Source organism: Kaistella haifensis DSM 19056 (genome assembly GCF_000735695.2).
Classification (GTDB): Bacteria; Bacteroidota; Bacteroidia; order Flavobacteriales; family Weeksellaceae; genus Kaistella; species Kaistella haifensis.
Genome location: NZ_JASZ02000006.1, coordinates 83,109 through 98,066 on the forward strand (window position 1 = coordinate 83,109; position 14,958 = coordinate 98,066).

The following is a 14,958-nucleotide window of genomic DNA, read 5'->3' on the forward strand; positions in this document are numbered from 1 at the left end:
AAAAACTCCCGATTTGTTGGACAGATCGGGAGTTTTTTTTATTTTAAATCTTTGGTTTTGTAAGGAAATTTGTACGCTGCAGCTTTCATTAATGAATTGGTAAGCTTTTCTGTCGAGATGAAGGTTCCTCCGGTTTGCCAGTTGTAATTCCAAAACATTTTTCCGCTTTTGGTATCGGTTAACGATAAATCGATGGTGGTAATTTTGGACGGCGCTGCATATCCTGTTAATAAACTGGTAAAAAAAGCTTCACCGTTGGTCAATGGTTTTGCAAGCGAAACCCTGGAGCTTACTACCGCATCTACACCGAGTAATTTAGCCAAATCCTGATAGCTTCTTCCTGCTAAACTCGTGATGTTATTATCTGCCAAAATCTTGTTGGTTTCCTCAGTGTTTTGGGCATTTACAAAAATAGTGTTTTTGGTATGATGTTCATTGAGGTAAGAAACAAGTGCATTTTGGAAACGTTCGCTTTCTATTTTCTCCTGATTTCTAATTGCTTCCGCTTCTTTTGCAGATTTTATTTCAATAATTACTTTGGGAGGCAGCACCGCAATTACTCGATGTTGGTTGGCGGTTTCCTGAAAATTTGCAGCTTTATAAACTGGTTCACAACTTGTTACAAGCATTACTGCAACAAGTAAAATAGGTAATAGTTTCTTCATAGTTTATTTTTGAAAAAAAAGATTAGTAAAAAGCAAAAATAAGCAAAACGGTTAAAACCTTTGCTATACAAGGCTTTATAAAAAGAGTAGTCTTAGTTCGGAAGTCGGTGTCTGATAGGTTTGGGGCTTAAATTGACAAGGTTAGGTTACTAATTCGTTACCGATTGACAAAGGTAATGATATGGCTTAACTGATTATATTTCAGTCTTTTGCGCCCTTTTCTACATTCCCTTGTAACTCAATGTAATTTAATTTTAAACATTAAACATTTGAGTTATGGAGCAGACAAAAAAATCGACGTTCAAACTGCTTTTCTATTTGAAAAAGAACGAACTGAAAAAGAACGGTAATGCCCCGATTATGGCACGTATTACCATTGACGGAACCCCTAAGACTTTCGGAACAAAGTTAGAAATTGACCCCAATAATTGGGATTTGAAACACGGAAGAGTTCAGGGAAAAAGTGCGCAGGCACTAAGCATTAATAAAAAACTGGATAACATACGTGGGCGTATCGACAAGATTTATGAAGATATGCTGAAGCACGAGGGCTTTGCGACCGCCCAAAAAGTAAAGCTATCTTTTTTAGGTGTTGGTGTAATGGATGATGCAATACTTAAAGTCTTCAACGACCAAAATGAGGATTTTAAAAAACTGGTCGAAAAGGAAGAACGCTCACAAAGCACCTACAACAAGTATATCACAGTTTACAATCATCTTACCACGTTTATCAAAGAACGCTATCATCGTGATGATATGGCTTTCCGGGAATTGACTGCCGATTTTATCCGGGAGTTTGATTTTTACCTCCGGTACGATTTACAGTCTTCGCATAATACGGTTTGGGTGTACACGATGCCTTTATTAGCCGTTGTGGAACTGGCTATTAAAAAGGGCTTGATACGTGATAATCCGTTTCAGGATTATGAAATCAATATGGAAGAAACTGACCGGGGTTATATCCTTAAAGAAGATGTAGAAAAGCTGATAATGTGCGTACCATCGCACCCACGGTATGAACTGGTAAAAGACCTGTTTATTTTCAGTTGCTTTACTGGACTTGCTTATGCGGATATTAAGAAACTGACAAGGAACAATATTCAATCATTCTTTGACGGTCATCAGTGGATTATCAGCAGGAGAAAGAAATCAGATATTGCTTCTAATGTTCGGTTAATGGAAATCCCTAAGCGTATCATTGAGAAGTATCAGGGTACGACAAGGAATGAATTTATCTTTCCGGTTCCGACCAATGCAACCTGCAATACACACATAGGTAAACTGGTTGAAAAGGCAGAAATCATTACAGAACAAAAAGTAACCTTTCACACGGCAAGACATACTTTCGGAACAATGTTTTTGACGGAGGGCGTACCGCTTGAAAGCCTTAGCAAAATGATGGGACATAAAAACATTTCCACCACACAGATTTACGCTAAAATTACAAGCCAAAAAATCAGTAAGGATATGGATTTGGTTACACCGAAATTTAAGGCAATGGAAGAAGCATTTATGATGGCAATCTAATCAGCTTATATTTAATCACAATGAGCAGAACTTAACGGTTCTGCTTTTTTATGCCCATACTTTTTAGGTAGGTAAAGCACATTTACTTTCCTCTACCCAGTCCAACGCTGTAAAAGAGCTTATTACCTACTTGCTAAATAGAAAATTGAAAAACGAAACCCATATCTAACGCCCCCTTGCTATTCCGTTTTTCAAATCTCTATTACAGGCTATCATAGCCTGGTCATTAATGCCATAAAAATTTAGAATAGAAAATTTCCACAATCAACCGGTAAAAAGGCAGCTAAGTTATAGCGGGCAGCCACCCCACACTCCCAACCAAAAGACTACGGCATAATGGCAAGGCAAAATGTTGGCTTCGCCGAGTTGCTGTGTGTTGCCTTGCCACCCTCTGGGACTTATTCCGTTTCCTTTCGGTTTTACGCTATTGCCCGCTTGGATTATCTGCTTTCTTTTTTCCGGTTTTTCTTTTGGAAAAATTTATGCGAAGCGAAGCGGAGCAAACCACAACGGGAAACGGGAAACGAGAAAAGCGAGTAAGCAAATAACATTTTTTCAAACATCAAAAATTTAGCATTATGGCACACAACATCAATTTCAACGAGCAAACAGGACGTCATTCATTCTTCAGCGTTCAGCAAAAAGCGTGGCACGGTTTGGGGCAAATCGTAGAGCAGTACCCAACAAGCGAGGAAGCAATCGTACACGCAGGTTTAGATTACGAGGTTATCAAATCCCCACTGTTTACACAGGGCAGAACAATGAACATAGGCGACAGCGGAGAACTAATTGAAGCTAATGACATTTTAGTACCTAACAGTTTCGCAACACTCCGCACAGACACTAATAGACCGTTAGGCGTAGTAGGTAAAGACTACCATATCGTACAAAACCGTGAGGCGTTCAATTTCTTTGATGCTATTGTAGGCGGAGGCGATGGGATATTGTACGAAACCGCAGGAGCATTGGGCAACGGGGAACGCATTTTTATTACTGCCAAGCTGCCCGACTATATCCGAGTAGGCAAAGGCGACGATGTTACAGAAAAGTACATCTTCTTAACCACAAGCCACGACGGTAGCGGAAGTATTACCGCAGCATTTACCCCTATCCGTATCGTATGCCAAAACACCCTTAACGCATCATTGCGGAGTATGACCAATGTAGTGCGTATCAAACATACGTCAGGAGCAAAACAACGTATCGAGAACGCCCATAAGATTATGGGACTTGCCAATACTTTGAGCAACCAATTAGAGGGCATTTTTAACCAGTGGACAAAAGTACGAGTAACAGACCGTGAAGTAAGAAAGTTAATCCAGTTGGCACTATGCCCGAACAAAGAAACGCTTGACCTGCTGAAAAAAGGTGCGGAAGATGAGGTTTCCACCGTGTTCAGAAACACCGTAGATGATGCCTTTCAGTACGCTATGATAAGCGACACTCAACAAATGGAAACTACCAAAGGCACATTGTTCGGGGCTTATAATGCCGTTACAGGCTACTTTCAGAATGTACGCAATTATAGGGATAGCGAAGCCAAACTACAATCTATTGTAATGGGTGGTACAGCACAGCTAAAGACCCAAAAAGCCTTTGAACTGTGTACAGACTTTGCCTATTCAGGAGCAGAGATTTTAAACTTCAATTAATCATCTAAGGCGACTGCCTGCAAAGGTGGTCGCCTACTAAAAACAAAAGATATGAAAGCATTAGATAAAATGGATAGCCTCGATAAAGTGGGCTTATTATGCAAACTGTTTCCCGCAGAACTGGAGAACCTGCAAAACGCTATAAAAACGCAATGCGACTACTTTTTGCAAAATGAAACCGCCTTTCGTGAGGGTTGGTATCAAAAGGGATTTTTCACGGCTGAATTTTGGTACAGGCTTGTGCAGAATGCACAAAAAGGAACAGCCCAAAATGAACCTCTTTGGAAACGCCCGAACTGGTTTACAGACCATTTTTTTGACGGACACAATTCAATTTTCGCTATTCACTGCCTGATTGAATATACAGAGGATGCACAATGCAACCTTCAATTAAAACAGACGATACACCTGCTTTTCGGGACTGACAAATTTTTACAGATAACCTTAAACGATAAATAATTATGGCTAATTGGTGCAACAATACGGTTGTTTTTGAGGGAACATCCTAAGCAATCGAACAGATAACACAGCTATTCAAATCAATGGCTGAACAGGAACAGAAAGACGACTGCGGGCAATTACCCGATTTCGTACAGGACACTCACGGAGATTATTTCTACAATATCAGTCAGGACAATGAAAGTGCGGGCGTATTCCAGTATGAAACAAAATGGTCGCCAAATACGGAAGCCGTGAAGCAGATAGCCGAACATTTAAAAGTGGACTTTACACACGAGTATGAGGAATTAGGATGCTTAGTATATGGTCAGGCAATATTTGAAGACGGCATACTAACAAACACCTGCTTAGATAGTCAGGACTTTTGCAGCTATGAATTAGACGAGGACACAGACACGTACCATTTTGAGGGCAAGGAGTACGACAGCGAATGGGAAATACTCGACACCCTATTAGAACGTAAAATCGAAAATCAGTTAAACACCACTAAAATTTAGAACGATGAAACTATCAGATAAAGCGACAGCACATATTTTGGTTAAAGCCAATACTAACAGCGAATGGGATAATTGCGGGTTTGCAATTATCCACCTATCCGAAGAATGGAAAAAAGAACAGGAAAAACGGCTTGCACTGGTTAAGCCGTTAGAGGGCAATTCTTATTTCTGCTCAATGAACTACTATGATACGGCAGTAGATTTTTACAGTACAGGCGAAGACGATAACCCGAACATTGAAGAAATGCTAAACGGTAAGGAATGGGTATTCGTGGAGCTTGACGAGCAAGAGCAGGAAACGTTTACCGTTCCTGAAAACCGACTGGATTGTTTCAGGCTTGTATTGCGGGCAAACGGTACAGGCTACTATACAGCATACGGAAAGCATACGAGCGAAGAATTTTGGACGGAAGAGTTTTCATTAATCAAGTTAATTGCTTAATCAGAAAAATTCAGCACAATGAAAATCAGAGATAAAAACGGAAATTGGATTGAAGTTACTGACCTCAAAAAAGGTATTTGGCAAACTGGGTGGTACAAAGAATATCAGCATAACCCACCCGTTGAAAGCGATAAGGAAAGACAGGCATATTGGGCAGATATATACACGAGAAATTATTAGCTTTAAAAGTAGGGTTAAATAACCCGAAAAATTAACAAACCGCCTGACCCGAAAAGTCGGGCGGCAAAAAGACAGATCCTTCCGATGGTCGGAACAGTCTTTTTGCATTGAATAGGTGTAACCCCTTTGTCAAAATGCAACCGCTCTGCACTTTCCCCATTTTACATTTTATCAAAATAGGTTACGATATTATTGTGTGGGATATTCAGTATCCCATTATTTGTTTTGTAATGACTTCTTTTCTTTCCACACAGCGACCAAAGAAAAGAAGCAAAAGAACGTCGCTTGGTTAATTTTGTCTTTTGTTTTTTTTGTAAGCTATCAAACAATTTCTAATTGATTAAATTTGAAATTTGTCAACAATTACAAATCGCTAAATCAAAGTAATGATAGAAACTGAAATTTCAATAACAGTAAACAGAAAGCCTGATATTAATTTAATAGAACAAAAAATTATCGAAAACAAATTTCAATTTCCAATTTACATACGAGAATATGAATTTAGTTATCAAATAAATTTCACGAGCGATTATGAAGAATGGGAATTGGATACAGCAATTCTCAATAGTTTCCCAGGATATGAATTTACTAAAAACCTTGAAAAAGGGCGAAAAGAAATAAGAATTCAAATAATGAGATACCAGTCTGAATTATCGACTGATGGTTGGGGAAGACAGATTGAAAATCCATTAAATGAAACGAAATATCTTGTAAAAACCTCAGCAAGCAAACCTGAAAAATTCAGCCCTAAAATCAAAGTTTTATTTGAAGACAAAGAGGAATATTACTTTATTAATATTGTGGATGGCATTAACAAAACCACCGATGAAAAAGGTTTTTTGTTGTTAGATGACTTCAAAACAAAAAATGAGGATGGCAATGCTGAAATTTTAAAAGATAAACTTTACAAATCTCCTCAAGAGGCTTTCCAATGGGGATTTTACAAAATATCTGATGTTGTAGAAAACGATTTTAACATATATCTTGAAAACAAAAAGAAAGAAATCAGAGAAATTCAAAAGCTACCTCGAAAAATCATCCGTGATTTTATAAATGCTTGTAATAGCTCCGATGAAAGTAATATTCTGAAACATCTTGACGAACAAATAATTTTTGAGAAACGTAAGAATTGGAAAACCATTTTTGAAGTCGAAGGAATTTCAAAATTCAAAGAATACCTTAGTTCTTCCGAACAAGAATTATGCGGCAAGGATTTTAAAATTAGGTCATCTTGGAATTTTAATTTGCCCAATGTCACTATTGGTGTAAAATATTTTCCTTCTTCAGTTGACAAAGGAAGTAAGTTCAATCTTAAATATGAACAAATGACAATTACATTAGATAATAATAAGATTGTCGGTATTATATATGAAATTTAATAAAATTTATCATTGAAATTCGGATACGAAAATGATTGCTAATAGTTACTTGGTCGCTACTTCAATGGCTTTTCTAAAATCATCTGCATCGCTGCCAATAAGCAGATAACCTGCAAAACCAATCTCTAAAAGAGATTTTACTGTTTTTTCTGTATCAATATCGCTATGGGCAATCAGCTTAATGGTTGGATATTGCGTTCTTAATTTTTGAAGCTGCTCAAGCACATTCTTGTTGTAAAAATCAAGGTCTATAATACAAACTTTGGGAAGCTCTTTTAATGCTGATAATTGAGATAATCCGTCTTCAATGTTTTCCGAACGAAATAATACTTCAAGCCCTGAAGCAACGAGGTTATCACAGGTCAAATCCAAAATCGGACTGTTATCATTGATAAAGGCAAGAGTAATTCTTTGTTGTGCTGTACCAGTTTCCATATCATACCTTTTTTGTGTTGATGTAGCCCCGCACAAAAAAGAAGGCGCAGGCAAACTACACTTACCGACATTGAGGCACTGGTATACCCGACAACGAATAAGCGAGCGCCCACGCCTATGACGTGAGCGTTCCTACTTATCTGTCCCGTTGTCTTAAAAATTACCAGTTTTCAATGTGGGACTTAAAGCAAAAACACTTTAAGTATTTTCTATATTTTCGATAACAAAGATACTGAACTCTTTCCTTTTTGATAGCATATAATACAAAAAGGTTACGGTAAAACTGCTTTATGTGAAATATAATTCTGTTCCAGTATTGTCAGAATATCGCTTTCCTTGTAAATAATCTTACCGCCTATTTGTATATACGGCAGGATATTATCATCACGATATTGCTGTAAAGTCCGTTTGCTGATATGGAGCAACTTACACACATCTTCGCCCGAAAGGTATATTTCGCCGTTCATTACAGGGCGGTAGTTTTTCAATATGCTTTCGATACGGTTTCTTAGTTGCGTTATCATTTCCTGATGGACAATGATTTCTTCATTGTCATTCGTGAATAAATCCATTTTCGGTAGTATTGTACGGCTGTCCGGCTTCGAGCAAAGCCTGCACGTCCGAGCGTTTATAATAATTCTTACGGTTTAGTCGGGAATAGGGCAATAAGCCTTTGTCCTTGTAGATCTGCAAAGTCCGTTTGGTTATGTTCATCATCAAACATACTTCTTGGTTATCGAGCCACTTCTCTTCTTTGAAAATAGGCGTGTATTTTCTCGTGGCATTTTCGGTCAGTTCCAAAAGTTCCCGTAGCCCATTATTCATTCCGTCCAATGCGGACTTTTGTATTGCGATAACTTCCATAATCTGCTCATTTTTTCTGTGGAAGTCGAATTTATAAAGGCTTGTAGTAGTGATAGGGAATGTTGCAGGGTTTGGCTTTGAGAGGTAGTGTTTGGCGGTTTACTTTTGCCATAAACAAAAAATCGGATAACCTTTTGGGTTATCCGATTTTACTACTATTTGGAAATACTTATTTAATTGTATGTCGCTTGGAATGTCCGTAATTTAGTTTTAAAGCCATTTTTCCAATTAGAATAATCTGTAACATCCTGGTCAATTTCTGTTTTAGTTGGTAATAGCGGAATTGTTGAAGTCCCTCCATCGTGTTCCGTCACGGAATATTTTCCGAATAAATTTAAAAGAAAGTCAACGTCTGTTTGCTCTGTGACGATATAGCTTGATAAATTACCCTTTTTTAAATGAATGTTTTTAGAAAACCGCTCGTAAGTTTTATTGGATAAAACTTCCTCAACAGAGCGTTCCAACAACATCCTAAATCTTTTTCTTGCAGAATCAAGTTTGGTTTCTCGTCCGTGTGCATCAGTTAATGCAAGAGCATCGTGCTCGGATAATATTCTTCGGATAGAATCAACTCTTTCTTGTACATTTTTAGCTAAATATGGAATTTCATCTGTAACAATACCACTTACCCCATTGTATTTGTCAATTCCTATTATCGCGCAATCCACTGACGTGATTGCTTTATGTGTATCTATAAGCAGGCGTAAAAATGATAAATCGTGAGTAAATACAACTATCTGTCGGTTTTGGGAAAGTTGAACAATTTTATCTGAAATTTTATCTCTATAATCCATATCTAATGACGTAACAGGGTCATCAAATATGATTGTGTTCAGACGATTGTCTATCGTGCATTCAGCTAAAAAATTAGACAAGGCAATAAGTTTTTGCTCACCTTCACTTAGAATTGAATTGATTGAATCATTGATACCGTTCAAACCGCATTTTTGAAATGTATTTCCTTGACTGGTTCTCGTTTTTGAAATCAAAACTTTACTTGCCAAATCACGATTAAAGAAATTAAGATGTGAAATAAACTCTTGGTGTTGCAAACTCACAGCTTGATTTTCCATTAACTCGCCAATTTTTCGTGAGATTGCAGTAGTCGTAAGTTGCGATTGACAATGACTTATCCAAGATTTGTATTTGTATTCATCGAAATATCGAAGAATTGTCGTCTTGTTGTTAAACAAAAATTCTTTAGCAGTTAGCTCACTAAGTTCAGCAACTAAAGCATTTCTATTTTGTACAAGTTGAGTGTTTTGTGCAATTTGAGAATCAATGTTCGGAATTATATTTGTTATCTCTGGGGTCAGAGATTGTAAATTGATGTTCAATTCACCACCATTTTGTAAAAATGAGATGATTGAATTTCTGAATGTGGAAACAGAATCAGAAAATTGAGTATAGTTCGTTCTGAAATCTGGTATAAACTGTTCTAATTCTGTCAGGTTTTCAATAGGCGGGATAACTAATGAATTGTATAAGTTATGTTTTTGTTGGATTGTAAGGTTAATTGCGTTTAATTGCGTTGAAACGTCATTCAAAACGAATTGATTGAATGTCGTCAATCTTTGTTGCGCTGCTTCATCAAGTTCCTGTTGGCACAACACGCATTTTTCCAATGAAATTAAAGAGGGAAAAGTTTGACCGTCTGACAGATTTGAACTATGAGCATAATTTTTTGCTGCTTCCCACAATGTTCGCCAAGGATTTGTACCAAACCCTTCCAACGAGTTTATATTTTGTAGTTCTGTAGTAGCAATTTGATACGCTTCGTTTACGCTTTCAAAAGTGGTTCTGTTTGCCCTTACTTCGTTTATTTTTTGTTCGTTGAATAACGATTCTATTTGTTGTAATTGTTGAATATAGTTACTGATTCGACCTTTTTGACTGTTTAAATTCGTAATATTTTGCTGGGGGTTTTGTGCTGTTATTAAGTTTGTAAGTTCTTGCTTTCTATCAATGTTTGTTTGAGTAAATTGGATATATGAATCAACGTTAGCTCGCTGTAAATTTTCTATCGTTCCATACCATTGTCCTGTGGAGGATTGAAGTAAATTTTGTGGCAACTCTGGTTTTTGTGTAATGTATGAGGCAACAGACAAACTAAATGCTTGCGAAATACTTCCAAAAGTTGAAACCAGCTTTTCTAAAACATCAATTCCAACAGGTTTATATTCTGTAGGATTTTCATTATTGATGTAAATATCTCCACAATCATTGTCAAAAAGAAAAATTGAATTAAGGATAGGGTTACTCGGACTATTTTCTGTCCAAGAAAAACTAATGTTTGAACCATTGTTTTCTACAACAAAATCAACTTGTTGTTGATTAGAGGATGGATTGAAAACATTCTTTTTTAGTGTAACGCTTGGATTTCGGCTCCAACAAAGCTTTCTCAAAATACGTGAGTAGCTTGATTTCCCCGAACCATTTCCGCCATAAACTACTGTCAAACCCGTATTGGAAAATTGTAAACCTCCTTGATTGTGTAAGGCACAAATATTAATCGGGTTGTTTAGGCTAATTAGTTTGGGATAACTTCCAATTGTCGCAGTTGTTGTTGGAATGTGAGTGCTGTCAAGCGGAATAGGGTTTAAAGCTATTGTATTGTCGCCGCATTCTTTTTTCACTAATTGAACAAGTTCATCAATATCGTTTTGTGTAAGTGTTGTTGATGTAACAAGTCTTCGTAAAGCATCTTGGACAAACGCTTGTCTGCCACCTTGTGACCAGTTTAAAATATCCTGATATATAGACATTATTTATATATTTAATTTATGTTGCGTCCCATATTACAGATAGTACATTTATTAACCTGCAAAAATAGTTAAATCACAAATTTAATTATGCTTTGTTATTGGGCTTGGCTGTTCATTTTTTACTTCCTCTTGTTGTTGTTTTTCCTTTTTCTCACGGGAGTAAACCCACAGCGATAACAGCCCGAAAATAATCAGTGCGTAAGCTATCCATTTACCAACCCTTTCAATCAATTTAATGAAAACCGAACTTTCATAAGATGAGAAACCCTCTGCTCCCATAGGGCTGCGCCTGTAAAACTTTCTCCGGTTAATCCAGTAACGAAGTCCCAAGCCTGCAACCAAAAATATGATACCTATAACCAATGATGCGACCATAACAAAAACACTTTATTTCCACTGTTTGAATTTACGAAAAATATTTGTTTCACCCTGTAAACGACGTGTACATAATGCGAAAACGGCTTACCAATCAGATAAGCCGTTTTTATGAAACGACATACTACTTTTAATCGCTACTGTTAAATTGAAAAGTTATCTGCTTTTCATTCCCGAAACTGTCCGAAATCCAAACATCAAAGGACTGTGATACGGCAGATGTTGAAGTGTAATACAACCTGAACTGCTCCGTTGGTAATTGATACAGGTCATTGGGCTGATACGGCGGTTCATTGTAGTATTGCAATGTTCCCTGTCCATCAAACTGGAAGTAACGGAGAAAATATTGCGTGTTGCTGTAATTGCCTGTACGCTGTATGGTAATACGTATTTCTACGGTCTGTCCGTTGGCAACATCTTTGGGTACTGGCATCACGTTTACCTCGAAAGGAAAATCGTTCTATATTTCAAGTTCATCATCTTTGCTACAAGATACCAAAGAAACCGAAGCTGTGAGGATTGCCAGCAATACGTATATCGGCAGTAATCCTATTCTGAATTTATTGAATATTGCTATCATTGTTTTACGTTTTAAAAGTTAAACTTTAATCCCACACCTGCGGATGGACGGAACTGTTCCAGATCCGTCCCCCACAAAACTTTTGTACGCCCTTGTAGGACTAATACAAAACGGTCGGACAGGTAGGTTTCAAAAATGAGGCGACCGCCTGCTCCGTAGATAAAATTATCTTCGCTCAATATTTTCGCACCGTCGTACAGCATCGCTTCGCCCCGGTTGATGGCTTCGTAACCGACCACGCCCGTTACGGCGAAATTCAGCGTAATGTTCTTACGGGCATCTCCCAACAAAAAGAAGCTGTAACCGCCCTCTGTGGAATAGGTTTCCTGCGGTATGCGCAGGTCTTTGTAATCGTGGTACTGGTGGGTATATTCCAACGCCCAAAGCTGGTAATTACCATTTTTACCGTTTATGGTCATTGCTGCGCTGATGTAGTAATCATTGCCAATCTTATCATTGGACAATACACCTGCACTTATTTCCAATCCCTTCTGCTTCGGCAGCATCCTTTGTGCCTGTGCAGCCGTGATGCCTATCAGGACAAACAGCACGGTATAGATACACTTTTTCATATTCTTGCTTTAAAGGGTTATTAAAATTTTAGGTGCATATCGTCAATCAAACGGGCTTTGATTAGGTCGGAATTTTCGACCTGCAATGTTTGATGCCTGCCGCCGTTTTTCTCGAAAATCTCAATCAGCAACACCTTATCATCGGCAATGGTAAACTGGTCTAACAGGAAAACATTTTGTTCGGTCGATTTTCCGGCAATACCGTCCAATGGCTTGTAAGTTCTCAACGGAGTTAAAGGGCGTTCCTGGACTACGGTGCGTTTGGCTACCTTTTTATCCACGACTTTGAAATTGATAAAATCAATCTCGAAAGGCACATTGGTACGGTTTCTCAATTCCGTATGGAAATAGTATTTGCCGTTGTGTATGTAAATCCCTTTCAGGATAAACTGAATGCCGAAACTTTTAGCCCCGATATGCTTTACAATGCGCTTGTCTTTCTTGTAAATGGTTTCCAGTAACAAGCCTGCCAGTGAGGGCGAATTGTTGCCCAGTTCCTCGAAAAGCACGTCGTTACCGTTGGCTTTATCCACCGCTTTTTGCATTGTGAGCAGGTCGTAGCTCAATGCCTCCGGGTAGGAGCTGTAATACACGTTGAAGCTGTAAAAACGCCCGTCATTCGTGATAACGGAGAAATTCGTTTCAGGCTCAAAGTCCCTTACTGATGCTTTTACACGCAAAACGTTTTCGGCATCTTCGGCTTTCCCCGCAATCAGGTATTCGCTGCCCAAATCCACGTAACGAATGGCGGTCGGGAAAATTAGGTGCGACGTTTTATCGTAGGTAACTTCCATACGGTACGGTTCTATCTTGCCCAATGCAAGCGGTGTTTTTGCAGTTGCACTATCCTGTGCATAAGTTGTTACGGCAAAGCCGAGTATCAGAGCAATAGCCCAAAAGGTTTTTAAATGATTTTTCATTGTTTTATTTATTTGAGTTCAACATTATTTTTTAGATACAAGGAAGACCTGATAGCCTGCTTTCAGCGTAACCTTTGGCGTTCTTACTTTCTTGGCGAAATAGCCCGAAATACCCTGTACCACGCCACGGCTAAGGTCAGCCGCCACCTGCTGTCCGGCATTCTGCGTGAGCATTACGCTTGTTCCTCCGGTCTGGCTCATATTGCCCGCCATTTCAGTAAGGGCATTCATTTCCGGCGAATACGGAACGTACAAACCTTGTTGCCCGTCCAAATCGTAAATGGTAATATCTACCGGGATGATGTTGCCCTCCAGTTCTACGGAGGTAACTTTTAATTGCAACCTGCCATTCTGAAATTTTGCATTAGCCGTTACAATCGTTCCTTTGGGGATGGTACGCTGCGGAGTTTTAGCAGGCTCTAACAGGCGTAAACGCACACCTGTTTCGCCAACTACCGTTTGGGCTTCGTGTACACAGGCTTTGATGCTGTTTTTAGGCTGTACCGCCTGTTCAATTGAACCTGCGGTATAAAACCCACGGTTTTTTGTTTGGCTCCAATCGGCTGCAAAGGCACTGTCCGACGGTTCACGGTACAAGGCTGATACAATGTTCTTTCTTGTTGGTGTGAACGATACAAATTGCTCTTTTTGGTTAGCACCCGCAGCCCCAGTAGTTGCACCATTGGCAGGAGCAGCATTTCCGGTATTGGCATTTTGCGGAAGATACTTTGCTGCCATTTCATAGGATTTCTCCATTAATTTGAGTTGGTCGTCAACGGTGGCCACAGGTGGCACATCTTTTTCCGACAACTTTGCTTTTAGTTCGTCCACTTGCTTACGCAATTCCATTGTTTCCGAATTGTTGTCCTGATAAAATGAACCCAACGTGCTTTGTGCATTACGGTAACTGTTCAATACAGAATTTCCGTTTCGTCCCGATTTTCTGCCACCACCCCCAAAGCCGTTGCTTTCTTCATCTTCTTCAGGTAAACTTTCTTCATTGTCAGCAGATGCAGTATCTTCAGTATTCCAATAATCAGAAAGCGTGGTCAGTGCATTGCGCTTTTCCTGCTCTTTGCGTTCGAGCATTTCCTGCTCATACGCCTTGCTTTTATCATCGGGCATCCCTGCTCCGGTAGCCTGCGGTACAGCATCATTCAGCCCGATATTTTCAACTGCCTTTTTATCTTTAGACGGTTTAAATATGAGGTACATACAGCCGAGAAATACCACGCCCATCAAAAGGAAAATGATTGGCTTTTTGAGCTTATCCTTATTGCTCTTTTTATTATCCGGCAGATTTGATGCGCCGTTTTGGTCTTCTCCCTCAACGAGAAAGCTGACCCTTTTTTCATTTTCTTTCATAAATCTGATTTTTTAAAATTGTTGATACACTATCCTGCAACCTTGCAGGGTTTTTACTTTTAAGGACAGGGTTTTCGATATGCTCTATGACCATACCGTTACCGGACTTTGAGGTATCGTACATCACTTTGCCAATGACCGCTACGGTAAGCAGCAGATAACCCACAAAGAAGTACAGCGTATATTGGTGCTGTTTGCGCAAGGGCAACGCCCGCCAACGTTCGTCCAGCTTGTCAAAGTACCTGTCCATATTTGCTCTTAATTTTTTCATAGCCTTACTA

The 14,958-nt window shown here is 38.8% G+C and carries 17 protein-coding genes and 1 pseudogene; 7 read left to right on the top strand and 11 right to left on the bottom strand.

Features of this window, described 5'->3' with window-relative positions:
* Positions 1-38 precede the first annotated feature (38 nt).
* Positions 39-665: a hypothetical protein gene (locus AP75_RS04655; RefSeq protein ID WP_031502648.1), complete on the bottom strand. Its 627-nt coding sequence runs from the start codon at positions 663-665 to the stop codon at positions 39-41.
* 276 nt (positions 666-941) lie between these two features.
* Here AP75_RS04655 and AP75_RS04660 point away from each other — a divergent pair, with 276 nt between their 5' ends.
* The 7 genes from AP75_RS04660 (at position 942) to AP75_RS04695 (ending at position 6,801) form a co-directional block, all read left to right on the top strand.
* Positions 942-2,192 (top strand): site-specific integrase, encoded by a 1,251-nt coding sequence (locus tag AP75_RS04660; protein WP_024566577.1) that lies wholly within the window; start codon positions 942-944, stop codon positions 2,190-2,192.
* Between the two features lie 578 nt (positions 2,193-2,770).
* Positions 2,771-3,844 carry a DUF932 domain-containing protein gene (locus tag AP75_RS04670; RefSeq protein ID WP_024566578.1) on the top strand — a complete coding sequence of 358 codons (1,074 nt, stop codon included), beginning with the start codon at positions 2,771-2,773 and terminating at the stop codon, positions 3,842-3,844.
* 51 nt (positions 3,845-3,895) lie between these two features.
* Positions 3,896-4,303, top strand: coding sequence for a hypothetical protein (locus tag AP75_RS04675; RefSeq protein ID WP_024566579.1), 408 nt, complete (start codon positions 3,896-3,898; stop codon positions 4,301-4,303).
* Between the two features lie 83 nt (positions 4,304-4,386).
* Positions 4,387-4,800 carry a DUF1281 family ferredoxin-like fold protein gene (locus AP75_RS04680; protein WP_228377433.1) on the top strand — a complete coding sequence of 138 codons (414 nt, stop codon included), beginning with the start codon at positions 4,387-4,389 and terminating at the stop codon, positions 4,798-4,800.
* Positions 4,801-4,804: 4 nt separating this feature from the next.
* On the top strand, positions 4,805-5,242 hold the full coding sequence (locus AP75_RS04685) for a hypothetical protein (RefSeq protein ID WP_024566580.1): 438 nt from the start codon (positions 4,805-4,807) through the stop codon (positions 5,240-5,242).
* 18 nt (positions 5,243-5,260) lie between these two features.
* Complete coding sequence (locus tag AP75_RS04690) at positions 5,261-5,422, top strand: hypothetical protein (protein ID WP_031502293.1); 162 nt, start codon at positions 5,261-5,263, stop codon at positions 5,420-5,422.
* Between the two features lie 386 nt (positions 5,423-5,808).
* Positions 5,809-6,801, top strand: coding sequence for a hypothetical protein (locus AP75_RS04695; RefSeq protein ID WP_024566582.1), 993 nt, complete (start codon positions 5,809-5,811; stop codon positions 6,799-6,801).
* Between the two features lie 45 nt (positions 6,802-6,846).
* Here the strand turns inward: AP75_RS04695 and AP75_RS04700 are convergent, their stop codons facing one another.
* The 10 genes and pseudogenes from AP75_RS04700 to AP75_RS04745 form a co-directional block, all read right to left on the bottom strand.
* Positions 6,847-7,236 (bottom strand): response regulator, encoded by a 390-nt coding sequence (locus AP75_RS04700; RefSeq protein WP_024566583.1) that lies wholly within the window; start codon positions 7,234-7,236, stop codon positions 6,847-6,849.
* Positions 7,237-7,508: 272 nt separating this feature from the next.
* The gene (locus AP75_RS04705) at positions 7,509-7,760 is read right to left on the bottom strand and encodes a helix-turn-helix domain-containing protein (RefSeq protein WP_436835750.1); all 252 of its coding nucleotides are present in this window, start codon (positions 7,758-7,760) and stop codon (positions 7,509-7,511) included.
* A 28-nt stretch (positions 7,761-7,788) separates the two neighbouring features.
* Positions 7,789-8,100: a helix-turn-helix domain-containing protein gene (locus tag AP75_RS04710; RefSeq protein WP_088263715.1), complete on the bottom strand. Its 312-nt coding sequence runs from the start codon at positions 8,098-8,100 to the stop codon at positions 7,789-7,791.
* A 173-nt stretch (positions 8,101-8,273) separates the two neighbouring features.
* Positions 8,274-10,865 (bottom strand): AAA family ATPase, encoded by a 2,592-nt coding sequence (locus AP75_RS04715; RefSeq protein ID WP_024566586.1) that lies wholly within the window; start codon positions 10,863-10,865, stop codon positions 8,274-8,276.
* Between the two features lie 81 nt (positions 10,866-10,946).
* Entirely contained in the window at positions 10,947-11,240 is a 294-nt protein-coding gene (locus tag AP75_RS04720) for a hypothetical protein (protein WP_024566587.1), read from the bottom strand.
* A 130-nt stretch (positions 11,241-11,370) separates the two neighbouring features.
* Positions 11,371-11,688: pseudogene (locus tag AP75_RS04725) on the bottom strand (DUF3872 domain-containing protein); the annotation flags it as partial.
* Between the two features lie 143 nt (positions 11,689-11,831).
* Positions 11,832-12,392 carry a conjugal transfer protein TraO gene (locus AP75_RS04730; protein WP_024566589.1) on the bottom strand — a complete coding sequence of 187 codons (561 nt, stop codon included), beginning with the start codon at positions 12,390-12,392 and terminating at the stop codon, positions 11,832-11,834.
* 20 nt (positions 12,393-12,412) lie between these two features.
* Positions 12,413-13,312 carry a conjugative transposon protein TraN gene (gene traN / locus AP75_RS04735; RefSeq protein ID WP_024566590.1) on the bottom strand — a complete coding sequence of 300 codons (900 nt, stop codon included), beginning with the start codon at positions 13,310-13,312 and terminating at the stop codon, positions 12,413-12,415.
* 24 nt (positions 13,313-13,336) lie between these two features.
* Entirely contained in the window at positions 13,337-14,677 is a 1,341-nt protein-coding gene (traM, locus tag AP75_RS04740; protein ID WP_024566591.1) for a conjugative transposon protein TraM, read from the bottom strand.
* Positions 14,664-14,948 (bottom strand): hypothetical protein, encoded by a 285-nt coding sequence (locus AP75_RS04745; RefSeq protein ID WP_024566592.1) that lies wholly within the window; start codon positions 14,946-14,948, stop codon positions 14,664-14,666. The genes traM and AP75_RS04745 overlap by 14 nt, the downstream gene beginning before the upstream one ends.
* Positions 14,949-14,958: the final 10 nt, after the last annotated feature.